The sequence below is a fragment of the Xanthomonas sp. 1678 genome (assembly GCF_031455575.1).
In the GTDB taxonomy this organism is placed as follows: Bacteria; Pseudomonadota; Gammaproteobacteria; order Xanthomonadales; family Xanthomonadaceae; genus Xanthomonas_A.
Map to the genome: position 1 here is coordinate 170,280 of NZ_JAVDSZ010000004.1, position 26,833 is coordinate 197,112.

Genomic DNA, 26,833 nt, shown 5'->3' on the forward strand with positions numbered 1-26,833 from the left:
ATGAGGGTGCGGGCGTAGCCTCGCGCACCCAACTCAGCGAGCCGCTTCGCGCCGGACCCTCACCCCAACCCCTCTCCCGGTGGGAGAGGGGCGCCAGCGCCCGCCGCCGCCGTCCAACGACCGCGATCTGCGCAGTTGCGCTTGTGCACGGCCGCACGCAAGCGGCTTTCGGCATCGGCAGCACCCTCGTCTGGCCGCGGGCTCGCCGGCACGTCGATCCACGTCAAACCCTTGGCGCAGCAGCGGCTCGCATGACCGCTGCGTGTCAACGGACGGCAAGTGTTGTGCCGAGAATTTGGCGGAATGTCTTGTTTTGATTGAATTTTATCTAAAAATTAACAATTAAGTCGCAAATGTGGGACTTCCATCCCGTGTTATGTGGTTTCAAGTCAAAAACTTGACGTACTCAAGATACGGGGTTAACACTCCAGACAGTTCCGCATTTCATCTCAGTTCATCAACGAAAACGAGTTGCGACAGGCGCAAGCCTTTCGCGCCCTGGGGTACCAGGGAGACATGCGGCGCCAAATACCGACAGGGGGTCGGCCGGCTGGAATGCCGGGCGAGGGTGGCTTTTTGACCAAAAACCAGCCTATTTGAGGAGCAGCAGTCGATGAATCGGATTTATCGCAAGGTCTGGAACAAGGCGTTGGGGATGTGGACCGTGGCCTCGGAACTGGCCAGCGGCGATTCCCGCGGACAGCTGGTCCGCGAAGGCAGGGCAGGACGCGCGCAGGGCCTGGCCCTGTCGGCCGCGATCGCCATGGCGCTGGGCGCCGGCACCGCGGTCCTGCCCTCGGCCGCGCAAGCGCAGGCGCTGCAGATCGGCGACGGCGCCAGCGCCAGCGGCGACTACGCCACCGCGGTCGGCGCCGAAAGCAACGCCAGCGGCGAACAGAGCACCGCGACCGGCGCGGCCAGCAACGCCAGCGGCGACGGCAGCGTGGCCAGCGGCACGCTCAGCGAAGCGACCGGCCTGGAATCCACCGCCCTCGGCTACTACAGCACCGCCAGCGGTACCGGCGCGACCGCGCTCGGCGCCGAGAGCATCGCCAACGGCGTCGCCACCGCGGCGGTCGGCCTGGCCGCCAGCGCCGACGCCGACTACGCCACCGCCATCGGCGGTTTCGCCACCGCGACCGGCCGCAACAGCACCGCGCTGGGCAACGCCGCCGTGGCGCAGGGCGAGAACAGCGTGGCGCTGGGCGCCGACGCGCTCGCCGATCGCGACAACAGCGTCTCGGTCGGCAGCGCCGGCAACGAGCGCCAGATCACCAACGTCGCCGCCGGCACCGACGCCACCGATGCGGTCAACGTGGCGCAGCTGGATGCGGTCAAGCAGACCGCCGACACCACCGCCAAGTATTTCCAGTCCAGCGGCAGCGCCGACAGCGACGCCGGCGCCTATGTCGAAGGCGACAACGCACTGGCCGCCGGCGAAGGCGCCAACGCGATCGGCAACGGCAGCAGCGCGCTCGGCAGCGGCGCCACCACCCAGGGCGGCAACGCCACCGCGGTCGGCAGCAACGCCACCGCCGTGGGCGCTTCGGCGACCGCGGTCGGCGGTGCGCTGTCGATCGTCGACGAAGACGGCGAGGTGGTGCTGGAAGGCACCACCAGCGCCACCGCGCAGGGCGCCAGCGCGTTCGGCGCCGGCGCACAGGGCAATGGCGCGTTCTCCACCGCGTTGGGCACCGCCGCGCGCGCCGACGGCGTGCAGAGCACGGCCACCGGCTTCTCCGCCGAGGCCAGCGGCCTGGCCACCACCGCCACTGGCGGCTTCAGCCAGGCCGGCGGCGATTTCGGCTCCGCCTTCGGCTACGGCGCCAATGCCAGCGGCGGCAGCGCCGTGGCGGTCGGCGAATCGAGCCTGGCCAGCGGCGAATCCAGCACCGCGGTCGGCGGCAGCGTGCTCGGCTTTTTCACCACCGAGGCGCAGGGCGAAGGCGGCTCGGCGTTCGGCGCCGGCGCCTGGGCCAATGGCGCGTTCTCCACCTCGGTCGGCTGGCTGAGCTCGGCCGATGGCGACTCCAGCACCGCGCTCGGTGGCGCTTCCTGGGCGCAGGCCGAGGACTCCACCGCGCTGGGCTACGGCGCCAAGGCAGGGGCCGCCGGCAGCGTCGCGCTCGGCCAGGGTTCCACCGCCGATCGCGCCGACACGGTCTCGGTCGGCAGTGCCGGCAACGAACGCCAGATCGCCAATGTCGCCGCCGGTACCGAGGGCACCGATGCGGTGAACCTGGACCAGCTCGCTGCGGTCGCCGACGTCGCCGACACCACCGCGCGCCTGTTCTCGGCCAACGGCGAGGGCAGCGCGCTGGCGCAGGGCGAGGAGGCCACCGCCTCCGGTTCCAACGCATCGGCCGACGGCGACTACGCCACCGCGCTCGGTTCCAGCAGTTTCGCCGGCGGCATCGCCGCCTCGGCGGTCGGCAGCGGCGCGGTGGCCAACGGCCAGAACGCCAGCGCGCTCGGCGCCAACGCCACCGCCGACGGCGAGTCGGCGACCGCGATCGGCGGCGTCGCCACGGTCTACGAATACGACGAGGACGGCTTCATCGTCGGCAGCCGCGAGCAGACCACCCAGGCGCTGGGCACCGCGGCCACGGCGGTCGGCGGCGGCGCGCAGGCGCTGGACGCGCTGAGCACCGCGGTCGGCACCGGCAGCTCCGCCAGCGGCGTGCAGAGCACCGCGCTGGGCTACCACGCGCAGACCTTCCAGGACGGCGCCACCGCGGTCGGCGGCCTGTCCGAAGTGTCCGGTGCGCTGGGCACGGCGGTGGGCTACGGCTCGCGCGCCGCGGGCGACTACGCCACCGCGACCGGCATCGGCGCGCGCGCGACCGCGACCAGCACCGTGGCGATGGGCATGAATGCGCTGGCCAGCGGCACCGACAGCGTCGCCATCGGCGGCGTCAGCACGGCCGCCGAAAGCGCCGGCAACAGCGTCGGCATCGCCGCCGCGACCGGCGTCGGCGGCGTCGCCCTGGGCGCGGGCGCGCAGAGCCAGGGCAACTACGCCATCGCGCTGGGCTACAACGCCAACGTGTTCCCGAGCCTGGATAATGATGCCGTCGACTCGGTGGCGATCGGCCACAGCGCCGGTTCGTTCGCGCCGCACACCGTTTCGCTGGGCGGCTATGCGCTGTCCGCGGGCGAGGGCGGGGTGGCGATCGGTCACGAGTCCACCGCGTGGACCGCCAACAGCGTCGCCCTCGGCACCGGCTCGGTGTCCTCGATGTTCCACGACAGCAGCACCGCGATCGGCGCCAACAGCGCGGCCAACGGCACCGACGCGACCGCGATCGGCTACGGCGCGCGGGTCAGCAGTTGGCTCGAAGACGCGCAGAACCGCTCCGCGTCCAGTGCGGTCGCGCTCGGCGCGTATTCCTACGCGGACCGCGACAACAGCGTGTCGGTCGGCGACGTCGGCAACGGCCTGACCCGGCAGATCACCAGCGTCGCCGCCGGCACGGAAGCCACGGATGCGGTCAACGTCGCGCAGCTGCAGGAGGCGGGCAAGTACCTGCAGGCCAGCGCCGGCAACAGCGACGCCGGCGCCTATGTCGAAGGCGACGATGCGCTGGCCGCGGGCGAGGCGGCCAATGCCATCGGCAACGGCAGCACCGCGCTCGGCGGCGGTGCCGCTGCGGTGAGCAGCGGCGCCACCGCGGTGGGCAGCGGTGCCGTGGCGGCAGGGCAGAACAGCGCCGCGTTCGGCACCAATGCGCAGGCCACCGGCCCGGCGGCCGTGGCCGTGGGCGGGGTGGCGGTGGACGAGAACGGCGATCCGCTGATCACCAACGGCGGCGTGGCCGTGGACACCGGCGCGACCAGCGCCGGCGTCGGCGGCACCGCGCTGGGTGCCAGCGCCGATGCCGGCGGCTTCGCCGCCTCGGCGGTGGGCGTGGGCGCCTATGCCGGCGGCGCGCAGGCGTCGGCGTTCGGCGCGGTGGCCAATGCCACCGGCGACTACGCCACCGCGGTCGGCACGCAGAGCGCGGCGACCGGCACCAGCAGCGTCGCCGTGGGCGGCCCGGCCGACCTGATCCCGGGCCTGGGCCTGTTCGTGCAGACCCAGGCCAGCGGGCAGAGCGCGGCGGCGTTCGGCGCCGGCGCGATCGCCTCGGGCGACTTCAGCGTCGCCAACGGCAGCCTCAGCGAGGCCTCCGGCCTGGAAAGCACGGCGCTGGGCTACTTCGCCTATGCGCCGGGCGCCTTCGCCAGCGCGCTCGGTGCCGAGTCCTGGGCCAGCGGCGCCAACAGCACCGCGCTCGGCTACTACAGCACCGCGCTCGCCGCCGACAGCGTGGCGCTGGGTTCCAACTCGGTCGCGCGCCGCGCCAACACGGTCTCGGTCGGCGATGCCGGCAGCGAGCGGCAGATCGTCAACGTCGCCGCCGGCAGCCAGGCCACGGATGCGGTCAACGTGGCGCAGCTGGATGCGGTGCGCACGACCGCCGAGACCACCGCCAAGTTCTTCACCACCGACGGCACCGGCACGGTCGGCGCCTATGCCGACGGCGAGGGCGCGGTCGCGGCGGGCGATGCGGCCAATGCCTACGGCAGCGGTGCGGCCGCCTACGGCAGCGGCGCCGCGGCGATCGGCGACGATGCGCTCGCGCTCGGCAACGGCAGCGCCGCCGGCGGCGCCGGCAGCACCGCCATCGGCGGCCAGGGCCAGGCGTTCGACCAGTACAACCAGCCGATCACCGATGCCGACGGCAATGCGCAGATGATCGGCGCCAACGCCGGCGAGAACGCCACCGCGCTCGGCGCCGGGGCGCAGGCCACCGGCGCGCAGGCTACCGCCACCGGCTACGGCGCGCAGGCCACCGGCGACCACAGCACCGCCGGCGGTTTCAAGGCGCGCGCGACCGGCGACTACAGCCTGGCGCAGGGCGACAACGCCTGGGCCAGCGGCGACGACGCCACCGCCAGCGGCGCCTATGCCTGGGCCACCGCGGACGGCGCCTCGGCGTTCGGCGCCTCGGCCTGGGCGACCGGCACCAATGCCTCGGCATTCGGCACCGGCGCGTGGGCCAGCGGCAACGGCGCCACCTCGATCGGCTTCAACAGCTGGGCGCCGGGCCTCAGCGCCACCGCGGTGGGTCGCGGCGCGTTCGGCTACGGCAACTACAGCGTGGCGATGGGCTTCCAGGCGCTGGGCAACCAGGTCAACACGATCGCCCTGGGCACCAACACCCTGGCCGATGCGGAAAGCGCGGTGGCGATCGGCGCCGGCAGCGAGGCGACCGCGTCCAACGCCGTGGCGCTGGGCGCAGGCTCCGTGGCCGATCGCGCCTACAGCGTGTCGGTGGGCAGCGCCGGCAACGAGCGCCAGCTCACCAACGTCGCCGCCGGCACCGAGGCCACCGATGCGGTCAACGTCGCGCAGCTGGACGCGGTCAAGCAGGCGGCGGAAACCACCAGCAAGTACTTCCAGGCCAGCGGCAGCGACGACAGCGATGCCGGTGCGCTGGTGGAAGGCGACAACGCGCTGGCCGCCGGCGAGGCGGCCAATGCGATCGGCGACGGCAGCACTGCCTTGGGCGGCGGCGCCAATGCGCTGGCCGCCGGTGCCACCGCGATCGGCTTCAATGCGGTGTCCAGCGGCAGCGATGCGGTCGCGCTCGGCAGCGACAGCCAGGCGTTGGGCCAGGACAGCATCGCCATCGGCAACGGCGCGTTGGCCAGCGAGATCGGCGCCACCGCGAGCGGTGCCGGTGCGCAGGCCAGCGGCACCTACTCCACCGCCAGCGGCAGCGAAGCCGTGGCCTCGGACAACCAAGCCACCGCGACCGGCTTCCGCAGCAGCGCTTCCAACATCGGCGCCACCGCGCTCGGCGGCTACAGCGAGGCCACCGGCTACCTGTCCTCGGCGCTGGGCTACGGCGCGCTTGCCAGCGGCGACTACGGCACCGCGGTCGGTGTCGGCGCGGCCGCTTCGGGCACCGGCAGCGTGGCGCTGGGCGAGTCCAGTGTGGCCTCCGGCGAGGAAAGCGTCGCCGTCGGCGGCACCTCGTTCTTCGGGCTGATTCCGGCCGAAGCCTCGGGCGCCAATTCCGCCGCGTTCGGCGCCGGCGCCGGCGCCACCGCCGACTTCAGCACCGCCATCGGCAGCCTGAGCTACGCCAGCGCGGAGGATTCCAGCGCCTTCGGCTACGGCGCCTACGCCTCCGGCAGCAACAGCGTGGCCCTGGGCGCACTGTCCGAGGCCGAGCGCGACAACACCGTGTCGGTCGGCAGCGCCGGCAGCGAGCGGCAGATCACCAACGTGGCCGCGGGCACCGAGGACACCGACGCGGTCAACGTCGCGCAGCTGGACGAGGTCAAGCAGTCCGCCGATGCGACCGGCAAGCAGTTCAAGGCCAGCGGCGGCGACGACCCGGCCGACGACGTCGGCAGCTATGTCGAGGGCACCTACGCCACCGCCGCCGGCGAAGCGGCCAACGCCTACGGCACCGGCGCCTCGGCGTACGGCAGCGGCGCGCTGGCCGGTGCGCAGTACGCCACCGCCTCCGGCTACAACGCCACCGCCACCGGCGAGTCCAGCACCGCCATCGGCGGTTCGCTGTACTACACCGACGACGCCGGCAACGTGCTGCTCGACGGCACCACCACCGCCAGCGAAGTCGGCGCCACCGCGCTCGGCGCGGGCGCGCAGGCCACCGCCGCGTTCAGCAGCGCCAGCGGCGCCGGGGCCACGGCCGCCGGCCTGCAGTCCACCGCCACCGGCTACAAGAGCGAGGCGGCGACCGACTACAGCACCGCGGTCGGCGCGTTCAGCAGCGCCAGCGGCACCCGCACCAGCGCGTTCGGCTATGGCGCCGAAGCGTCGGGCAGCAACGCCTCGGCGCTGGGCTGGGGCAGCACCGCGTCCGGTGCCTACGCCTCGGCGCTGGGCCACAGCGCGCGCGCCACCGGCGAGGATGCCACCGCGCTCGGCGCCTCGGCCTGGGCCACGGCGGCGCAGACCACCGCGGTGGGCCAGTTCGCCTGGGCCACTGTGCAGGGCGGCACTGCGATCGGCCAGGACGCCTACGCCTACAGCGGCATCAACGCCACGGCGCTGGGCACCAGCGCCTGGGCCAACGGCGCCAACAGCGTCGCGCTGGGCGCCGGTGCGCGCGCCAGCGAGGCCAACGTGGTGTCGGTGGGCGGCGGCAACGGCGTCAGCGGTCCGGCCACGCGCCGCATCACCAACGTCGGCGCGGCGATCAACGCCACCGATGCGGTCAACAAGACCCAGCTCGACGCGGTGGCCGCGGCCGCCGGCGAGACCAGCGCCAGCTTCCAGAGCTCGGGCAGCGGCGTGGCCAGCGCCAGCGGCGTGAACAGCACCGCAGCCGGTGCCGGGGCCATCGCCAGCGGCCTGCGCAGCAGTGCGTTGGGCGTGGGCAGCGTCGCCAGCGGCGCCGGTACCACCGCAGCGGGTGCCGGCAGTTCGGCGAGCGGTGCGCGCAGCACCGCGGTCGGCCTGCAGACCAATGCGATCGGCGAGAACGGCGTGGCCCTGGGCTACAACAGCTTCGTGCGCAACAGCGGCAGCAACGGCGTGGCGATCGGCGCCAACGCCGGCGTGTCGGCCGACAATGCAGTCGCGCTTGGCGCCGGCTCGCGCGTCTACGAGGCCGACACGGTGTCGCTGGGCAGCGGCAACGGCCGCGGCGGCCCGGCCACCCGGCGCATCGTCAACCTGACCGCGGGCAGCGTGGCCGCGGGCAGCACCGAGGCGATCAACGGCAGCCAGCTGTACCAGTCGCTGAGCAACATGGCCACGTTCCTGGGCGGCGGTGCCGGCCTCGGCGCGCAGGGCCTGTTCGTGGCGCCGACCTACGTGATCCAGGGCGCCAGCTACAGCAACGTCGGCGACGCGCTGGCGGCGCTGGACGGCAAGGTCAGCGAGCTCGATGCGCGCGGCGCCGGCACCGCCAGCGTGTCGCGCAATGCGCGGGTCGCCAGCGTGGCGGCGGTCGCCGAACCGGAGTCGGCGCAGGCCACCGCGCAGTCGGTGTCCGAGCCGGCGGCGGTATCCGGCGCCGCGTCCACCGCGCAGGTCGGCGAAGCGACCGTGGCCGATGCCGGCAACGGCGCCACCGCGGTCGGCACGGCGGCGCGCGCCAACGACGTCACCGGCACCGCGATCGGCGGCAGCGCCTATGCGCATGGTCCCAACGACACCGCGATCGGCAGCAACGCCAAGGTCAACGCCGACGGCAGCACCGCGGTGGGCGCCAACAGCCACATCGCCGCGGTGGCGACCAATGCCGTGGCGATGGGCGAGGGCGCCAGCGTCACCGCGGCCTCGGGCACCGCGCTGGGCCAGGGCGCCAGCGCCACGGCGCAGGGGGCGGTCGCGCTGGGCCAGGGCTCGGTCGCCGACCGCGCCAACACGGTGTCGGTGGGCAGCGCCGGCAACGAGCGCCAGGTCGCCAACGTCGCCGCCGGCACCCAGGCCACCGATGCGGTCAACAAGAGCCAGCTGGACAGCGGTGTGGCCACCGCCAAGTCGTATACCGACACACGCTTCAACACGATGGCCGACAGCTTCGACGTGCTGCGCGGCGACGTCGATGCGCGGTTGCGCGACCAGGATCGCCGCATCGACCGGCAGGGCGCGATGAGCGCGGCGATGCTCAACATGGCCACCAGCGCCGCGGGCATCCGCACCCAGAACCGGGTCGGCGCCGGCGTCGGTTTCCAGAACGGCGAATCGGCGCTGTCGGTGGGCTACCAGCGCGCCTTCAGCGATCGCGCCACGGTGACCATCGGCGGCGCGTTCAGCGGCGACGACAGCTCGGTCGGCATCGGCGCCGGCTTCGGCTGGTGAGCCATCGCGGACGGCGGCAGCTGCCGCCGTCCGCCAAGACATGGCCTGAGGGGGCAGACCAAAGGACCTTGGCTGGGCCGGCCAACGGATTCGGGAAAAAGGAGTTTTTTACGGCCGCAACTGTCGCCTGATCCATGAAACTTTGAAGAGGACGTCAACGTGATCGACAAGCAAAATCTTCGTATCAATGCCATCGCCGCCGCCATGCTGATGATGTCGATGGGGGCCTCCAGCGCGTTCGCGGCTGGCGCCGCGTCGCAGCTGCCGGTCAAGGAGCCGAGCAAGTCCGCTCCGGCCGACGCGCAGACTTCCAGCCGCATCGTGGTGCGCTACAACGCCGGCAGCGCCGCGTCCAGCGACCGCAGCGCCAAGCTGTCGGCGGTGCAATCGGCGGTGACCCGCGCCAGCCTCGGCGGTGGCAACGGCATCTCCCGCGCCGCGGCCGCCAGCGTGCGCGCCGAATACGTGCGCACCCTGGGCGTGGGCGCCGACCTGATCCGCCTGTCGGGCAAGCTGAGCAAGGCCGACGTGGACAAGGTGGTCGCGGAAATCGCCGCCGATCCGGCGGTCAAGTACGCGCTAGTAGACGTCAAGCAGCAGGCCGTCGAACTGCCCAGGGCGAAGCTGGAACAGCCGCAGCTGGTGCCCAACGATCCGCTCTACGCGCAGTACCAGTGGCACCTGAGCAATCCCACCGGCGGCATCAATTCGCCGGCCGCGTGGGACGTGTCCAAGGGCGACGGCGTGGTCGTCGCGGTGCTGGATACCGGCATCCTGCCGAACCATCCGGACGTGGCGGTGAACCTGCTGCAGGGCTACGACTTCATCTCCGATGCGGAGACCTCGCGGCGTCCGACCGACGCACGCGTGCCCGGCGCGCTGGACTACGGCGACTGGGTCGAGAACGACAACGAGTGCTACGCCGGTTCGCTGGCCGAGGACAGCTCCTGGCACGGCAGCCATGTCGCCGGCACGGTCGCCGAGGCCACCAACAATGGCGTCGGCATGGCCGGCGTCGCGCCGGAAGCCACGGTGCTGCCGGTGCGCGTGCTCGGCAAGTGCGGCGGCTATCTGTCCGACATCGCCGACGCGATCACCTGGGCGTCCGGCGGCACCGTCACCGGCATCCCGGCCAACGCCAATCCGGCCGAGATCATCAACATGAGCCTGGGCGGCAGCGGCACCTGCGACGCGCTGTACCAAGATGCGATCAACGGCGCGGTGGCGCGCGGCACCACGGTGGTGGTGGCGGCCGGCAACAGCGCCGGCAATGCCTCCAACTTCCGTCCGGCCAGCTGCGCCAACGTGATCGCGGTCGGCGCCACGCGCATCACCGGCGGCATCGCCTACTACTCCAACTACGGCACGGCGGTGGATCTGTCCGGTCCGGGCGGCGGCGGCAGCGTCGACGGCAACCCGGGCGGCTTCGTCTGGCAGAACGGCTACAACGGCGCGACCACGCCGACCTCCGGCGCCTACACCTATATGGGCATGGGTGGCACCTCGATGGCCTCGCCGCACGTGGCGGCGGTGGCGGCCCTGGTGCAGAGCGCGGTGATCGCCGCCGGCAACGCGCCGCTGACCCCGGCCGCGATGGAGACCCTGCTGAAGCAGACCGCGCGCCCGTTCCCGGTGTCGATCCCGACCAGCACTCCGATCGGCACCGGCATCGTCGACGCCAAGGCCGCGCTGGACAAGGCGCTGGAAGTGCCGTGCGATCCGGAAACCGAGGAATGCGCGCCGCCGGCGACGGCGTTGACCAACAAGGTCGCGGTGTCCGGCTTGACCGGCGCGGCGGGCAACGAGGTGCTGTACAGCTTCGACGCCGAGGCCGGCGCGGTGCTGAGCTTCCTCACCTACGGCGGCAGCGGCAACGTGTCGCTGTACGTGAGCTTCGACAAGGAGCCCACCAGCAGCAGCTACGACGCCAAGTCGGCCCGTCCCGGCAACAACGAGACGGTGCGCTTCACTGCGCCGAAGGCCGGCACCTACTACATCAAGCTGGTCGGCACGTCGAGCTACAGCGGCGTCAGCCTGGTCGCCCGCCAGTAAGGGTGCGACGCACGGCGCCGGAAACGGCGCCGGAGGAACCAGGAAACCCGGCTTCGGCCGGGTTTCCTGCGTCAGGACGGCGAAAACGCGTGGTCAAGCGGCGGATGTCGCTGGCGGCTGGCCGGCGCGGCGCGGCGGTGCACGTACGCACGCGTGATCCGGCTTCGGCAACGCGGGCGCCGCGTGCTCGTCCTGCCACCCCGCACCGCGGCGACGACCGGCGCCGCCGCGACCGCGGCAGCCGGCCACGATGCGCGTCGCCCATGTCATGCCGATGACCGCATGCGGCGCTGCTGCGGCCTCGTAGACAGTCGCACCGGCCGACGCCGCGCGGGCGGGCGGCAGGTCGCGCCGAACTGCTAAAGTCGCCGCACGCTCTGGAGGGATTGTGTGAACGCGCTCGTCAAGGACACTGTTGCCGCTGCCGATACGCCCGAAGCGCGCATCGTCGATGCGTTGCTGGCCAAGGGCCGGCTCAAGGAAGGCGACCTGCTGCGCGCGCGCCAGCTGCAGCGCGAATCCGGCGGCGGCCTGCTGTCGCTGCTGGCGCGCCTGGGGCTGGTCTCCGAACGCGACCACGCCGAGGTCAGCGCCGAAGTGCTGGGCCTGCCGCTGCTCGACGCCAAGCAATTGCCGGCCACCGCGCCGGAGAATCTGCCCGAGGCGCAGCCGCTGTCGGTGCGCTTCCTCAAGCAGTTCCACGTGTGCCCGCTGGGCGAGCGCGACGGCGCGCTGGAACTGTGGATGTCCGATCCGCACGAGACCTACGCCGCCGACGCGGTGCGCCTGGCCACCGGGTTCGTGGTGCTGCCGCGGGTCGGCCTGCGCTCGGAGATCGACGACCTGATCGAGCGCTGGTTCGGCCAGGGCCGCAGCGCGATGGGCGCGATCGTGGAAACCGCCGACGGCGACAGCACCGCCACCGACGACATCGAGCACCTGCGCGACCTGGCTTCCGAAGCGCCGGTGATCCGGCTGGTGAACCTGGTGATCCAGCGCGCGGTGGAACTGCGCGCCTCGGACATCCACATCGAACCGTTCGAGAACCGGCTGAAGGTGCGCTACCGGGTCGACGGCGTGCTGATCGACGGCGAAAGCCCACCGGCCAACCTGACCGCGGCGGTGATCAGCCGGGTCAAGATCATGGCCAAGCTCAACATCGCCGAACGCCGCCTGCCGCAGGACGGGCGCATCATGCTGCGCGTGCAGGGCAAGGAGCTGGATCTGCGCGTGAGCACCATGCCCACCGCGCACGGCGAGAGCGTGGTGATGCGCCTGCTCGACCGCGAGACAGTGGTGTTCGACTTCCACCGGCTCGGCTTCACCGACGCGTTCCTGCCGCAGTTCCGCAAGGTGCTGGAGCAGCCGCACGGCATCCTGCTGGTCACCGGCCCCACCGGTTCGGGCAAGACCACCACGCTGTACACCGCGCTGAGCCAGCTCAACACCTCCGACGTCAAGATCATCACCGTCGAGGACCCGGTCGAATACCAGATCGAAGGCATCAACCAGATCCAGGCCAAGCCGCAGATCGGACTGGATTTCGCGCATGCGCTGCGCAGCATCGTGCGCCAGGATCCGGACATCATCATGATCGGCGAAATGCGCGACCTGGAAACCGCGCGCATCGCGATCCAGTCGGCGCTGACCGGCCACCTAGTGCTGTCCACGCTGCACACCAACAACGCTGCCGGCGGCATCACCCGCCTGCTCGACATGGGCGTGGAGGACTACCTGCTGACCTCCACCATCAACGGCATCCTGGCGCAGCGCCTGGTGCGGCGGCTGGAGCCGACCCATGCCGAGCGCTATGCGGCCTCGCCAGAGGAGATCGAGAAGTTTGAACTGCGCCGGCTGCAGCCGGAGGGCGAGATTTTCCTGTTCCGCCCGCGGCCTTCGGCGATCGCACCGACCGGCTACCTGGGCCGCACCACGATCATGGAATTCCTGGTGATGAACGACGCGCTGCGGCGCGCGGTGATGCGTCATGCCGGCATGGGCGAAATCGAGCAGCTGGCGCGCGAAGCCGGCATGCGCACGATGTACGAGGACGGCATCGGCAAGGCGCTCAGCGGCCAGACCACGATCGAGGAAGTGCTGCGCGTCACGGAGGAAACCTGATGCGCGCGGCACGCCGCGTCGGCACAGTCGTGCCGCGCTCGCGCCGGCATGCGCGGAGCAGGCACGCCGCGCTTTCCGAGTCCCGAGTCCCGAGTCCCGAGTCCCGCCCCTGATGCCCCTGTACCGCTACAAAGCGCTCGACCCGCACGGTGAGATCCTGGAAGGCCAGATGGAGGCCACCAGCGACGCCGAGGTGGCGCTGCGCCTGCAGGAGCAGGGGCATATGCCGATGGAGGCAAAGCTCGCCGCGCAGGGCGGCGGCACCTCGCTGCGCGGCCTGTTCCGGCCCAAGCCGTTCGACGGCGCGGCGCTGGTGCAGTTCACCCAGCAATTGGCGACCCTGCTCGGCGCCGGCCAACCCCTGGACCGCGCGCTGTCGATCCTGCTCGAACTGCCCGAGGACGAGCGCTCCAAACGCACCGTCGGCGACATCCGCGACGCGGTGCGCGGCGGCGCGCCGCTGTCGGTCGCGCTGGAGCGCCAGCACGGCCTGTTCTCGCGCCTGTACATCAACATGGTCCGCGCCGGCGAGGCCGGCGGCAGCCTGCACGACACGCTGCAGCGCCTAGCCGAATACCTGGAGCGCAGCCGCGAACTGAAGGGCCGGGTGATCAATGCGTTGATCTATCCGGCGATCCTGGTCAGCGTGGTCGGGTGCGCGTTGCTGTTCCTGCTCGGCTACGTGGTGCCGCAGTTCGCGCAGATGTACGAGAGCCTGGACGTGCAGCTGCCGTGGTTCACCCAGGCGGTGCTGAGCGTGGGCCTGTTCGTGCGCGACTGGTGGATCGTGTTGCTGGTGGTGCCCGGGCTGGCGCTGCTGGCGGTGGACCGCAAGCGCCGCGACCCGGCGTTCCGCGCCGGGTTCGACGCCTGGCTGCTCAAGCAGCGCTTCATCGGCGTGCTGATCGCGCGGCTGGAAACCGCGCGGCTGACCCGCACCCTGGGCACGCTGCTGCGCAACGGCGTGCCGCTGCTGGCGGCGCTGGGCATCTCGCGCAACGTGCTGTCGAACCTGGCGCTGACCGCCGACGTCGGCGCCGCCGCCGACGACGTCAAGAACGGCCACGGCCTGTCGGCCTCGCTGTCCAAGGGCAAGCGCTTCCCGCGGCTGGCGCTGCAGATGATCCAGGTCGGCGAGGAATCCGGCGCACTGGACACGATGCTGCTGAAGACCGCCGACACCTTCGAGCAGGAAACCGCGCAGGCGATCGACCGCCTGCTCGCCGCGCTGGTGCCGCTGATCACCCTGGTCCTGGCCTCGGTGGTCGGGCTGGTGATCATCTCCGTCCTCGTCCCCCTGTACGACCTCACCAATGCGATTGGGTGAGGCGCCCCGCTTATGCGCCATGGCGCATGGGGCGCCGAACGCCCGGCCACGGAGGGTCGGGCCGGCGGTTCCGGCGCACGTGGTGCTGCGCCATGGATGGCGGCGTGAAACTGTGGCGCAGCGGGTTACCGAATCGAAGGAGGCCATGCACTTGCGAACCACCGGTTCGCGCATGGCCGAACGCCCGGCCATGGATGGCCGGGCAGGACTGTCCGGGTGCGGCGGTGTCGCGCCATGGACGGCAGCGGCAATGCCTGCAGCATTCGCGCGCCGCGCCATGGCGCATGGGGCGCCGAACGCCCGGCCCGGCAGCACGTCGGTTCGCAGCCCCCGCTGCGCAGCCAAGGCCACTGACATGACAGTGGCATCGCCGCCGCGCACCATGGCGCGTGTCACGCCGAGATTTCCGCGCATGAAGCGCAGCTGCACGACCCGCATGCCACGACCGCCAGCGTCGCCGCGTTCGGCTACATAAGCTTTTTCACCGCAAGGATCCGATGCAATGCGAACTATCCGCTCCCTGACCCGTTCCCCCTCCGCCGCACGCCAGTCGGGCATGAGCCTGCTGGAAATCATCATCGTCATCGTGCTGATCGGCGCGGTGCTGACCCTGGTCGGCAGCCGCGTGCTCGGCGGCGCCGATCGCGGCAAAGCCAACCTGGCCAAGTCGCAGATCCAGACCATGGCCGGCAAGATCGACAACTACCAACTCGACACCGGCAAGCTGCCGTCCAAGCTCGACGACCTGGTCGCCGCGCCGGGCGGCGTCAGCGGCTGGCTCGGTCCGTACGCCAAGGCCAGCGAACTGAACGATCCGTGGGGCCATCCGATCGAGTACAAGGCGCCCGGCGACGGCAAGCCGTTCGACCTGATCAGCCTGGGCAAGGACGGCCAGCCCGGCGGCAGCAGCTACGACGCCGACATCAAGTACGAGTGACCCCGGCGCCGTGATCCAGGCCCATGCCCGCGCTCACCGCCGCGGTGCGCCAGCGCGCGCCGTCGCGGCGCGTGCGCGCATGCGCGGCGTGTCGCTGCTGGAGATGCTGCTGGTGGTGGGACTGATCGCGATCGCCGCGGTGCTGGCCGCGTCGGTCCTGACCGGCGGCATCGACGGCATGCGCCTGCGTTCGTCGGCCAAGGAGATCGCCTCGCAACTGCGCTACACGCGGGCGCAGGCGATCGCCACCGGCCAGCCGCAGCGCTTCCTGATCGATCCGCAGGCGCATCGCTGGCAGGCGCCCAACGGCCGCCACGGCGAGATCCCGCCGTCGCTGACGGTGCGCTTCAGCGGCGCGCGCGAGGCGCAGCGGCGGCAGGACGAAGGCGCGATCCAGTTCTTCGAGGACGGCGCCGCCACCGGCGGACGCATCGAACTGCAGGCGCGTAGCGCCAGCTGGCGCATCGACGTGGCCTGGCTGACCGGCGAGGTCAGGGTCGGGCGTCCGCCGCAGCAGGGCATGCCATGAAGGCGCAGCGCGGCTACACGCTGATCGAGGTGATCGTGGCGTTCGCGCTGCTGGCGCTGGCGCTGACCCTGCTGCTCGGCTCGCTGTCCGGCGCCGCGCGCCAGGTCAAGCGCGCCGAGCAGCTCAGCCGCGCCACGCTGTACGCGCAATCGCTGTTGGCCGCGCAGGGCGTGGAGCAGCCGCTGCAGCCGGGCCGCGAGCAGGGCAGTTTCGAGCAGGGCCGCTATCGCTGGACCCTGGACGTGGCGCCGTACGTCGATGCGCGGCGGCCGCCGGACACGACCATGACGCCCGGCGCGCCGACGCTGCTGCAACTGAACCTGCAGGTGCGCTGGGGCGATGCGCCGGCGCAGGCGTTGCAGTGGAAGACGCTGCGCCTGGTCAGCGCGCAGAACAACGGGGTGCCGCAATGAGCCGCGCACCGGGCCGCGCCGCCGCGCGCGGCTTCACCCTGATCGAAGTGCTGCTGGCCACGGTGCTGCTGGTCGGCGGGCTGACCCTGGCATTCGCCACGCTGCGCTCGGCCACCGCGATCAGCGGCCGCGGCGAGAGCATCGCCGGGCGCAGCGAGCGCATGCGCGCGGTCGAGGGCTTCCTGCGCCGGCGCCTGAGCGGCGCGCAGGCGATGGCGCTGGACATCGACAGCCGCACCCTGCAGCCGGTGCGCTTCGTCGGCGAGCCGCAGCGCATGCAGTTCGTCGCCGATCTTCCCGACTACCTGGGCCGCGGCGGCCCCTACCTGCACGACCTCAGCGTCAGCGGCGACGGCGGCCAGCAGCGCCTGGCGATCGCGCTGGTGCAGGTGCAGGCCGGCAAGCAGATCGCCGAAGAAAAGCCGCGCCCGCCCGAGCCGCTGGCCGAGGGCCTGCGCCAGGTGCGCTTCCGCTACCGCGGCATCGACCCGGAGCGCGGCAGCATCGGCCCCTGGCAGGAGCGCTGGGAGAAGACCGATCAGTTGCCGCTGCTGGTGTCGATCGAGCTGAGCAGCGACGACGGCATGGTCTGGCCGCCGCTGGTGGTGGCGTTGCGCCAGGCCGGCAGCGCGGAGGCGCGGCAATGAGCGCGGCGTCGAACCAGGCGCGCGGCGCGGCGCTGGTGCTGGTGCTGTGGCTGATCGCGCTGCTGACCGCGCTGATCGGCGCGTTCGCGCTGACCGCGCGCACCGAAGGCCTGCAGGGCAAGGTGCTGGGCGACGGCGCGGCGGCGCAGGAGCGCGCCCGCGCCGGACTCGAATACGCGCTGACCCGGCTCGCCGGCACGCCGACGCAGCCGGGCTGGCGCGCGGACGGGCGCCGCTACCGCTGGCAGTACGAAGACGCCACGGTCGACCTGCGCATCACCGACGAGAGCGGCAAGGTCGACCTGAACCTGGCCGACGCGCCGCTGCTGGCGGCGCTGGTGCGCGCGGTCGGCGGCGATCCGCAGCGCGCCGACCGCATCGCCGCGGCGATCGTGGACTGGCGCGATCCGGACAACCTCAGCCAGCCCAACGGCGGCGCCGAGGACCCGGACTACGCCGCCGAAGGCCGTCCGTACGGGGCCAAGGACGCGCCGTTCGAGAGCCTGGCCGAACTGCAGCTGGTACTGGGCATGGACGCGGACCTGTACGCCAAGCTGCTGCCGAACCTGACCCTGTACAGCGGCATCTCGCGCCCGGCGCCGGATTTCGCGCCGGCACCGGTGCTCACCGCGCTCGGCCTGGACGCGCAGCAGGTGCTGGCGCAACGCGAGCGCAACGACCCGGCGCAGCCCGCGCCGATCGGCGGGGGCGGCGGCACCTACAGCATCGAAAGCCGCGCGCGATTGGCGGCCGGACGCGAGGCCGTGCTGCGCGCAGTGGTGCGCCCAGGCTCGTCGGCGCTACCGGGCTCCGCCTACACTGTGCTGCGATGGGAAGAAGGATCGACCGTTCGATGACTGCGTGGCGCGACACAATGGAGACGTTCGGCGTGCGCATGACGCCCGGTGCCGGCGGCCTGCTGGCCTGGTGGCAGCGGTCGCTGATGGCGTGGCTGCCGCCGCGCTGGCAGCTGCAGCTGGGCTGGTCGCAGGCGCGGCTGCTGCTGTGGCGCGACGGCGAGCAGCTGCTGGTCGCCCGCCAGCTCGGGGCCGAACTGGGCGCGCCGCTGGCATTGCCGTGGCCGCTGTCGCCGGCGGACCTGGATGCCGTGCTCGGACCGCGCCTGGCGGCGTTGCCGCGGGCCTGGCTGCTGCCGGCGCACTCGGCGCTGCAGCGCACGCTGCGCCTGCCGGCCGCCGCCGCCGATCACCTGCGCGACGTGGTCAGGTTCGAGATCGACCGGCAGACGCCGTTCCAGGCCGACCAGGTGGTCTACGACGTGCGCCTTGGCGCGCGCCGCGACGATGCGCAACTCGACGCCGAACTGGTGGTGGCGCCGCGCCGCGTGCTGGAGGACCTGCACGCCAGCGCCGGTGCGCTGCGTCCGACCATGGCCGGGGTCGACGTGGCCGGCGCCGACGGCGCGCCGCTGGGCGTGAACCTGCTGCCGCCGGAGCAGCGCCATCGCCGCGCCGATCCGATGCGGCGCTGGAACGCGATCCTCGCCGCGACCGCGCTGCTGGCGCTGTTCGCCGCCGGCTGGCAGTTGCTCGACAACCGCCGCGACGCGCTCGAGCAGCTGCGCGCGCAGGTGGACAACGGCGCGCAGCGCGCGCGCGGCGTGGCCGCGCAACGCCAGCAACTGGTCGATCTGGTCGAAGGCGCCGCGTTCTTCGACCAGCTGCGCGCCGAGCGCCCGACCTCGCTGGAAATCTGGAACGAACTGAGCAAGCGCCTGCCCGAGGGCACCTACCTGGAGAAGTTCTCGGTGGAGGGCGATCAGTTGCAGCTGATCGGACTCAGCAGCGAAGCGTCTTCGCTGGTCGGGCGCCTGGAAGGCTCGCCGCTGTGGCGCACGCCGTCGCTGACCGGCGTGCTGCAGGCCGATCCGGGCAGCCATCGCGACCGTTTCACCCTGACCGCCGAACTGGCCGGGACCAAGCGCAAGGAGGCCGCCGATGCCGGTGCAGGTCGATAAGCGCGACCGCTGGCTGGCGCTGGGCCTGCTGCTGGCGGTGCTGGGGCTGGGCTATCTGGTGCTGGTGCATCCGTGGTGGACGCTGCCGATGCGCGAGGTGGAGGCGCAGATCCAGGAACTGCGCCAGCGCGAACTGCGCGTGCGCATGCAGTTGCAGCAGGCGCCGCAGGTGGCGCAGCGCCTGCAACAGGCGCAACGCGAGCTGGCCGAGCGCCCGGGTTTCCTGCGCGAGCCCTCGGCCGAGTTGGCCTCGGCCGGCCTGGTGCAGCGCCTGGAAAGCGCGGTGGCCACCGCCAGCCCCGGCAACCGCAGCTGCGCGATCAGCAACCGCTCGCCGCTGGCCGCCGACAACCGCCGCGACCGCTTCACCCGCGTCGCGGTGCAGGTGCGGCTGCGCTGCGGCACGCCGGAACTGGCGACGGTGCTGCATGCGCTGGAAAGCGGCACCCCGGCGCTGTTCGTCGACAACCTCAACGTGATGGCGCAGCGCTACCAGCTGTCGCCGGGCGAGAGCGGCAACGGCCTGGACGTGGCCTTCGAACTGGCCGGCTATCTGCGCCCGAACGCGATGCCGGCGCCGCCCGCGGCAGCGGGCACGCCACCGTCGCCCGCGGCGCCATCGCCGGGCAGTCCTGCGCCGCCGCCGGGCGCGCCGGTGATGGATGCCGGCACGCCTGCCGGCCCCGGGCCGAGCGAGCCGGCGCCTGCGGCAGCGCCGTCGCCCATGCCGGACGCCGCCGCGTCGCCGCAGCCGCAGCAAGAGGGGGGCGCGCATGCGCATTGAAGCGATCGGCCTGCGCAGCGTGTGGCTGGCGACGCTGGCGCTGTGGGGCCTGCTGGTGTGGGTGCTGGGCGTGGCTGGCCTTGGCCAGCGGATCGAGCCGCTGCCCGACGATCCGGCCATGACCCAACGCCTGCCGGCCTTGCCGGCGGCGGCCGGCGAGCGCCTGGGCGAGTATTCGCGCTACGCCGAGATCGCCGCGCGCCCGGTGTTCGCCGAAGACCGCCGGCCGCATCCGTTCTTCCTCAGCGCCGACAACGGCCAGGCTGCCGCGCCCAGCGTGCGCCTGACCGGCGTGCTGCTCACCGACACCTTCAAGATGGCCACGCTGACCACCGAGCAGGGCGAATCGCTGCGCCTGCAGCAAGGCAGCGATCCGGTGAAGGGCTGGCGGTTGCTGTCGCTGGAACCGCGCCGCGCGGTGGTCAGCGGCGGCAGCGGCACGCAGACGCTGGAGCTGCAGGTGTTCGACGGCAAGGGCGGGCAGCCGCCGACCGTGCTCGGCCAGGGCGCGCGTCCGCCGGGCATGCCGCCGCTGCCGGTGGCCGCGCCCGCCGTCAACGCGCCTGTCAGCAATGCCGCGATCAATACCGCCGTGCCGCCGCCGTCGAACGCAGCGGGCAATGCGCCGCCGCCGAGCGAACCGGCCGCCGCGCCGGCGCCGTCGTCGCAACAGTTGCAAGCCATCCGCGAACGTATCGAAGCCCGCCGCCGGCAGTTGCAGCAACAACGCCAGAACGGCACTCCCCCCGGCCAGAACCCTTAGAGTGATCGCATGACGCTGCGCTTGTTTTCCCTGTTCCTCGCGATCGGCCTGGTGGCCGGCTGCGCCACCACGCCCTCGCCGGACGTCCGCCGCGGCGCCGCGATCAATCCCGCCGTCGGCGCCGCCGGCAGCACCAGCAGCACGCCCGGCGGGCCGGCCGGCACGGCCGATCCCAACGACCTGCCGGAGCGCGTCGCCCCGGTGATCCGCCGCGGCAGCGGCACCATGATCAATTCCGGCGCGGCCGCCGCCCCGGCGCCGTCGCTGGCCAACGCCAGCAGCGGCAGCGCCACCTTCAACTTCGAAGGCGAGTCGGTGCACGCGGTGGTCAAGGCGATCCTCGGCGACATGCTCGGGCAGAACTACGTGATCGCGCCGGGCGTGCAGGGCACGGTGACCCTGGCCACGCCCAAGCCGGTGTCGCCGGCGCAGGCGCTGAACCTGCTGGAGATGGTGCTGGGCTGGAACAACGCGCGCATGGTCTACAGCGGCGGCCGCTACAACATCGTGCCCGCCGACCAGGCCCTGGCCGGCACGGTCGCGCCGAGCACCGCCTCGCCGGCCAGCGCGCGCGGCTTCGAGGTACGGGTGGTGCCGTTGAAGTTCATTTCCGCCAGCGAGATGAAGAAGGTGCTGGAGCCGTACGCGCGGCCCAACGCGATCGTCGGCATCGACGGCTCGCGCAACGTCATCACCCTCGGCGGCACCCGCGCCGAGCTGGAAAACTACCTGCGCACGGTGCAGATCTTCGACGTGGACTGGCTGTCGGGCATGTCGGTGGGCGTGTTCCCGATCCAGTCGGGCAAGGCCGAGCAGGTCGCCGCCGACCTGGAGAAGGTGTTCGGCGAGAACAGCAAGACGCCTAGCGCCGGCATGTTCCGTTTCATGCCGCTGGAGAACGCCAACGCGGTGCTGGTGATCACTCCGCAGGCGCGCTACCTGGACCAGATCCAGGAATGGCTGGACCGCATCGACAGCGCCGGCGGCGGCAGCCGCCTGTTCTCCTACGAACTGAAATACATCAAGGCCAAGGACCTGGCCGACCGCCTGGCCGAGGTGTTCGGCGCCGGCGGCAACCGCGGCGATTCCAGCGCCTCGCTGATGCCGGGCACGCAGTTGAGCCAGATGAGCAGCGGCGGCTTCAACGGCAGCAGCGACGGCGGCCTGGGCGGGAGCGGCAGCCTCAACGGCAGCGGCAGCGACAGCTTCTCCTCGGGCAGCAGCTCTTCGTCCGGCAGTGGCAGCAGCGGCGGACTGGGCAACGGCAGCCTGCAGCTGTCGCAGCGCACCCCCGGCAACGGCAGCGTGACCCTGGAAGTGCAGGGCGACAAGGTTGGCGTGTCGGCGGTGGAGGAGACCAACACCTTGCTGGTGCGCGCCACGCCGCAGTCGTGGCGCTCGATCCGCGACGTGGTCGAGAAGCTCGACGTGATGCCGATGCAGGTGCACATCGAGGCGCAGGTGGCCGAGGTCAGCCTGACCGGCGATCTGCAGTACGGCGTGAACTGGTTCTTCGAGAACGCGGTGAGCGCCGCCGCCGATGCCACCAACATCGGCATCGGCGGTGGCGCCAATCTGCCCAGTGCGGCGGGCCGCAACATCTGGGGCGATATCGCCGGCAAGGTCACCAGCACCGGCCTGGGCTGGACCTTCCTCGGCAAGAACGCCGCGGCGGTGATCAGCGCGCTGGACAAGGTCACCAATCTCAAGCTGCTGCAGACCCCGTCGGTGTTCGTGCGCAACAACGCCGAAGCCACGCTCAACGTGGGCACGCGCATTCCGATCAACTCGACCTCGATCAACACCGGCATCGGCACCGATACCAGCTACTCCTCGGTGCAGTACATCGACACCGGCGTGATCCTGAAGGTGCGCCCGCGCGTGACCAAGGACGGCATGGTGTTCCTGGACATCGTGCAGGAAGTCAGCACGCCCGGTGCGCGGCCGGCGGCATGCACGGCCGGCACATCCAGCGTGGTCAACAGTTCGGCCTGCAACGTGGACATCAACACGCGTCGGGTCAAGACCGAGGCCGCGGTGCAGAGCGGAGACACCATCATGCTGGCGGGGCTGATCAACGACAGCACCACCGACGGCAGCGCAGGCGTACCGCTGCTGAGCAAGCTGCCGGTGGTCGGGGCCCTGTTTGGGCAGAAATCGCAGCAAAAGACCCGCAATGAAGTGATCGTGCTGCTGACCCCGACGATCGTGCGCAACCCGCAGGAAGCACGCAATCTCACCGACGAGTACGGACAGAAGTTCAAGGCGATGGAGCCGCTGCCGGCTTCGGGCAAGAAGTAGGCAACGGTGAGCTTGCCCATCGTGCTGTTGCCAGTCGGCGTCGATGACGCGGCGCTGGACGCGTGCCTGGGCGCACTTGAAACGCATACCCCGGCTGGCACTCGCGTATGGCTGGCCGACGACGCGCAGTCCGGGCCGCGTGGCATCCGGGTGATCGAGGCCTGGTTGGCGCGCACCCGGCTGCAGGCTGACTACACCCGGCGCCCGCGCATGCTCGGCGAGGTCGCGCATTTGGACGAGATGCTGCGCGCCTGCGCCGGTGCCGACGTGGTGGTGCTGGCCGCCGACGCGCAGCCGCTGCCCGGTTGGCTACAGCAACTGAGCGCATGCCTGGCGCGCGATGCCGCCATCGCCAGCGCCACGCCGTGGAGCAACGCCGGTGAAGCCTGCGCCTGGCCGCGGCTGGGCGAGATCAATCCCGTGCCTGAAGATGGCGAACGCCTGGCCCGCGCGTGTGCGGCGCTGCCACCGCTGCATCCGGAGCTGCCGGCGGCGGTGTGCCACGCGGTGGTCCTGCGCGGCGCGGCGCGGCAGCGCGCCGGCGGCCTGGACGCGAGCAGCTACGGCTCCTGGTACGCGGCGCTGACCGACCTGTCGCTGCGCATGGCCGGACTCGGCTGGCGCAACGTGCTGTGCGAAACCGCCTACGTCGCGCGCAGCGGCGAGGGCCGCGCCGCCGACGGCGACATGGACGCGCTGGCCACGCGTTGGCCGGCCTGGCACGCGCGCCTGGCCGGATTCCTGATGCACGATCCGCTGCGCGCGCGCCGCGAGGACCTGCAGCGCCTGTACGCCGAGCTGCCGCCGCCGGACCCGCAGCGCGCGTTGTTCGACGCCGAGTAGCCGCGGCGCGTTGCCTGGCTATAACCGCAGCGCGTCTACAACGATCGAGAACGCGGGCGAGGGCTGCCGGCGGCTCGGGTAGTAAAGGTGGTAGCCCGGAAAGGGCGGGCACCAATTTTCGAGCACGCGCACCAAGCGTCCCTCTTCGAGGTGCGGGGCGAACTCTTCTTCCGGCAAGAACGCGATGCCCAGTCCATTGAGCGCGGCGATCACCATATGCGGGGAGGTGTTGAAGGTCGCCTGCCCCTCGACCCTGACGTTCATCTGCCGCCCGCGACGCTCGAACTCCCACACATACAGGCCGCCGTGGGTAGGGAAGCGGATATTGATGCAGCGGTGCTTGGTCAGGTCTTCAGGGGACTTCGGAACAGGGTGGGTCTCAAAGTAGGCCGGCGATGCGACCGCCGCCATCCTGAGCTTCGGGCCGATGGGGAGCGCGATCATGTCCTTGTCGATGCTCTCGCCCAATCGCACGCCGGCATCAAAGCGATCCGCCACGATGTCCCGAAATCCGTAAGCGACATCGAACTCGATGTTGATATCCGGGTAGTGATGCATCACCGGCATCAACTTGGGCAATAGCAGCGTCCGCAGGATATGGTCGCCACTGGTGATGCGCACGGAACCGGCAGGCTTGTCCCGCATCGCCGTCAGCGCGTCCAGCTCGGACTCGATCTCATCGAAACGATTGCCGATGGCCTGGAGCAACCTTGCGCCGGCAGGTGTGGGAGACACGCTGCGCGTGGTGCGGGTCAGAAGGCGGATTTCCAACCGCTCTTCCAAGGCCTTGATGGCCTGACTCAAGGCCGACTGGGTCACGCCGAGCACCGCGGCGGCGCGGGTGAAGCTTCCCTCGCGGGCCACGGAGACAAAAGCAAACAGATCGTTGAGGTTGCGTCGCGCCATGGAACACATGGTGCCATGGCTTATTGATTAGAGAGACTAATAGCTCATACAAGCATTGATCATCTAATAAAGCTTATCCCGCGCCGGCAGAATGGCCGCACTCTCCCGCTGGATCCTTCCCATGCCTGTTCGAGCCTACGGCGCCTACGCCGGCGACAAACCCCTGGAGCCGATGGACATCGCCCGTCGTGCCCCGGGCCCGCATGACGTGCAGATCGACATCGCGTTCTGCGGCGTGTGTCACTCCGATCTCCATCAAGTCCGTGCCGAATGGGCTGGCACCCAATTTCCCTGCGTGCCCGGCCACGAGATCGTCGGGCGGGTCTGCACGGTCGGCGCGCACGTCGATGGCTTCCAAGCGGGCGACCTGGTCGGCATCGGTTGCATCGTGGACAGCTGCAAACAGTGCGAGGACTGCGCCGACGGCCTCGAAAACTACTGCGATGGCATGGTCGGCACCTACAACTTCGCGACGGCCGACGCCCCTGGCTGGACGCTGGGCGGATACTCGCAGCAGATCGTCGTGCACGAGCGCTATGTGCTGCGCGTGCGCCATCCGCAGGAACAGCTGGCGGCGGTGGCGCCTTTGCTGTGCGCCGGTATCACCACCTATTCGCCACTGCGGTACTGGAATGCGGGTCCGGGAAAGAAGGTAGGCGTCGTGGGCATCGGCGGCCTGGGCCACATGGGCATCAAGCTCGCCCATGCCATGGGCGCCCACGTGGTGGCGTTCACCACTTCCGAGTCCAAGCGCGAAGCCGCGCTGGCGTTGGGCGCCGACGAGGTGGTGGTGTCCCGCGACGTCGAAGACATGACCGTGCATGCCAAGAGCTTCGATCTGATCGTCGACACGGTTGCCGCGCCGCACGATCTGGACGCCTTCCTGGTCCTGCTCAAGCGCGATGCCGCGATGGTGCTGGTCGGTGCGCCTGCCAGCCCGCACCCGTCGCCGGGAGTATTCAACTTCATCACCAAGCGCCGCACGTTGGCCGGTTCGATGATCGGCGGCATTGCGGAAACCCAGGAGATGCTCGACTTCTGCGCCCAGCACGGAATCGTGGCCGACATCGAACTCATCCGTGCCGATCAGATCGAGCAGGCCTATGCGCGAATGCTCGAGGGCGACGTCAAATACCGCTTCGTGATCGACAACGCCACGTTGGCCGCATGACTGATGGCGCGGGAACGGCAACATTCCTTTTCAACGTGGAGAACCCCATGAACAAGATCATCGCGCTGCTTGCGCTTCTGATCAGCCCCCTTGCCGCAACAGGAGCGGACATGTCCCATGGCGCCAACAACTTCTACGCCAGCGACCAGGTGACGGTGCAGAAAGCCACGTTCAAGAACCAGTACCGGATGCAGGTGGCGGGCAACTTGTTCGTGCCGAAGAATCTGGATCGCAGCGTCCGTCATGCGGCAATCGTGGTCGGCCATCCGATGGGAGCGGTGAAGGAGCAGAGCGCCAACCTCTACGCCACCAAGATGGCCGAGCAGGGCTTCGTCACGCTGTCTCTCGATCTGTCGTTCTGGGGCGAGAGCGAGGGCGAACCGGGCCACCTGGTGGCCCCGGAAATCTATGCCGACGATTTCAGCGCGGCAGTGGACTTCCTCGGCACCCAGGCCATCGTGGATCCGGACCGGATCGGCGTCCTCGGCATCTGCGGCAGCGGCAGCTTCGTCATCAGCGCAGCCAAGATCGATCCGCGGATGAAAGCCATCGCCACCGTGAGCATGTACGACATGGGCGCCGCCGTCCGCGACGGCCTGAACAAGTCCACCACCGTTGCGCAGCGCAAGGAGATCATCCGGTCGGCCATCGATCAGCGCTTCGCCGAGTTCACCGGCGGCGACATCAAATACATCCCAGGAACGGTCAACCAACTGGACGAAAACACACCCGACATCCAGCGCGAGTTCTACGACTTCTATCGCACTGCGCGTGGCCAATACACGCCCAAAGGGCAGTCGGCGGAGAACACGACCAAGCCCATGCTCAGCAGCCTGGTCAAGTTCATGAACTTCTACCCGTTCAATGACATCGAGACGATCTCGCCGCGCCCGATGCTGTTCATCGCCGGTGACCGGGCGCACTCGAAGGAATTCAGCGAGGACGCCTATCGCCTGGCGGGCCAGCCCAAGGAGCTGGTGTGGGTGAAGGGCGCCGGGCATGTGGATCTCTATGACCGGGTCGACCTCATTCCGTTCGACAAGCTGACGGCTTTCTTCAAGCAGCATCTGCAATAACGGCGTGCGGTTTTGGCGCAGCGGCTGTCGTTGGCAATCAGAGGAACATCGGCATGAACACATCTGGCCACCGCAGTGGCGCTGTCTTCCTGCGGGAATGTGCTGCCTGGCAATCGCGGTGCGCCAAGCGGCACCCAATCCTCGGGATACGC

The 26,833-nt window shown here is 70.9% G+C and carries 17 protein-coding genes; 16 read left to right on the top strand and 1 reads right to left on the bottom strand.

The features are described from left to right. Positions 1 to 613: 613 nt before the first annotated feature. The 14 genes from J2Y70_RS09975 (at position 614) to J2Y70_RS10040 (ending at position 23,528) form a co-directional block, all read left to right on the top strand. The gene (locus tag J2Y70_RS09975) at positions 614 to 8,833 is read left to right on the top strand and encodes an ESPR-type extended signal peptide-containing protein (protein WP_309916679.1); all 8,220 of its coding nucleotides are present in this window, start codon (positions 614 to 616) and stop codon (positions 8,831 to 8,833) included. Positions 8,834 to 8,992: 159 nt separating this feature from the next. Further along, positions 8,993 to 10,885 (top strand): S8 family peptidase, encoded by a 1,893-nt coding sequence (locus tag J2Y70_RS09980; protein ID WP_309916682.1) that lies wholly within the window; start codon positions 8,993 to 8,995, stop codon positions 10,883 to 10,885. A gap of 390 nt (positions 10,886 to 11,275) precedes the next feature. After that, positions 11,276 to 13,006: a type II secretion system ATPase GspE gene (gene gspE, locus J2Y70_RS09985; RefSeq protein WP_309916685.1), complete on the top strand. Its 1,731-nt coding sequence runs from the start codon at positions 11,276 to 11,278 to the stop codon at positions 13,004 to 13,006. 112 nt (positions 13,007 to 13,118) lie between these two features. Next, the gene (locus tag J2Y70_RS09990) at positions 13,119 to 14,333 is read left to right on the top strand and encodes a type II secretion system F family protein (RefSeq protein WP_309916688.1); all 1,215 of its coding nucleotides are present in this window, start codon (positions 13,119 to 13,121) and stop codon (positions 14,331 to 14,333) included. Between the two features lie 502 nt (positions 14,334 to 14,835). Beyond that, positions 14,836 to 15,270 (top strand): type II secretion system major pseudopilin GspG, encoded by a 435-nt coding sequence (gspG, locus tag J2Y70_RS09995; protein WP_263397204.1) that lies wholly within the window; start codon positions 14,836 to 14,838, stop codon positions 15,268 to 15,270. 79 nt (positions 15,271 to 15,349) lie between these two features. Further along, a complete protein-coding gene (locus tag J2Y70_RS10000; RefSeq protein ID WP_263397205.1) occupies positions 15,350 to 15,799 on the top strand; it encodes a GspH/FimT family pseudopilin in 450 nt (149 codons plus the stop codon). Next, complete coding sequence (locus J2Y70_RS10005; RefSeq protein ID WP_309916695.1) at positions 15,796 to 16,212, top strand: prepilin-type N-terminal cleavage/methylation domain-containing protein; 417 nt, start codon at positions 15,796 to 15,798, stop codon at positions 16,210 to 16,212. Before J2Y70_RS10000 ends, J2Y70_RS10005 begins: the two co-directional genes overlap by 4 nt. Beyond that, a complete protein-coding gene (locus tag J2Y70_RS10010; protein WP_309916697.1) occupies positions 16,209 to 16,859 on the top strand; it encodes a type II secretion system protein J in 651 nt (216 codons plus the stop codon). Before J2Y70_RS10005 ends, J2Y70_RS10010 begins: the two co-directional genes overlap by 4 nt. Next, the gene (locus J2Y70_RS10015; protein WP_309916700.1) at positions 16,856 to 17,716 is read left to right on the top strand and encodes a type II secretion system protein GspK; all 861 of its coding nucleotides are present in this window, start codon (positions 16,856 to 16,858) and stop codon (positions 17,714 to 17,716) included. Before J2Y70_RS10010 ends, J2Y70_RS10015 begins: the two co-directional genes overlap by 4 nt. After that, positions 17,713 to 18,837, top strand: a complete 1,125-nt coding sequence (locus J2Y70_RS10020) for a PilN domain-containing protein (RefSeq protein ID WP_309916704.1) — start codon at positions 17,713 to 17,715, stop codon at positions 18,835 to 18,837. The genes J2Y70_RS10015 and J2Y70_RS10020 overlap by 4 nt, the downstream gene beginning before the upstream one ends. Beyond that, positions 18,818 to 19,621, top strand: a complete 804-nt coding sequence (gene gspM, locus J2Y70_RS10025) for a type II secretion system protein GspM (protein ID WP_309916706.1) — start codon at positions 18,818 to 18,820, stop codon at positions 19,619 to 19,621. Before J2Y70_RS10020 ends, gspM begins: the two co-directional genes overlap by 20 nt. Further along, a complete protein-coding gene (gene xpsN, locus J2Y70_RS10030; protein WP_309916709.1) occupies positions 19,611 to 20,384 on the top strand; it encodes a type II secretion system protein XpsN in 774 nt (257 codons plus the stop codon). The genes gspM and xpsN overlap by 11 nt, the downstream gene beginning before the upstream one ends. Before the next feature lie 9 nt (positions 20,385 to 20,393). Then, positions 20,394 to 22,685, top strand: a complete 2,292-nt coding sequence (gene gspD / locus J2Y70_RS10035) for a type II secretion system secretin GspD (protein WP_309916711.1) — start codon at positions 20,394 to 20,396, stop codon at positions 22,683 to 22,685. A gap of 6 nt (positions 22,686 to 22,691) precedes the next feature. Further along, positions 22,692 to 23,528 carry a glycosyltransferase gene (locus tag J2Y70_RS10040; protein WP_309916714.1) on the top strand — a complete coding sequence of 279 codons (837 nt, stop codon included), beginning with the start codon at positions 22,692 to 22,694 and terminating at the stop codon, positions 23,526 to 23,528. Between the two features lie 18 nt (positions 23,529 to 23,546). Here J2Y70_RS10040 and J2Y70_RS10045 read toward each other — a convergent pair whose 3' ends face one another. Next, positions 23,547 to 24,434 (bottom strand): LysR family transcriptional regulator, encoded by an 888-nt coding sequence (locus J2Y70_RS10045; protein ID WP_309916717.1) that lies wholly within the window; start codon positions 24,432 to 24,434, stop codon positions 23,547 to 23,549. Between the two features lie 121 nt (positions 24,435 to 24,555). Between J2Y70_RS10045 and J2Y70_RS10050 the strand changes: the two genes are divergently transcribed. Both J2Y70_RS10050 and J2Y70_RS10055 read left to right on the top strand, forming a co-directional pair. Beyond that, positions 24,556 to 25,605 carry an NAD(P)-dependent alcohol dehydrogenase gene (locus J2Y70_RS10050; protein ID WP_309916719.1) on the top strand — a complete coding sequence of 350 codons (1,050 nt, stop codon included), beginning with the start codon at positions 24,556 to 24,558 and terminating at the stop codon, positions 25,603 to 25,605. 47 nt (positions 25,606 to 25,652) lie between these two features. Next, entirely contained in the window at positions 25,653 to 26,681 is a 1,029-nt protein-coding gene (locus tag J2Y70_RS10055) for an alpha/beta hydrolase (RefSeq protein WP_309916722.1), read from the top strand. Positions 26,682 to 26,833 lie beyond the last annotated feature (152 nt).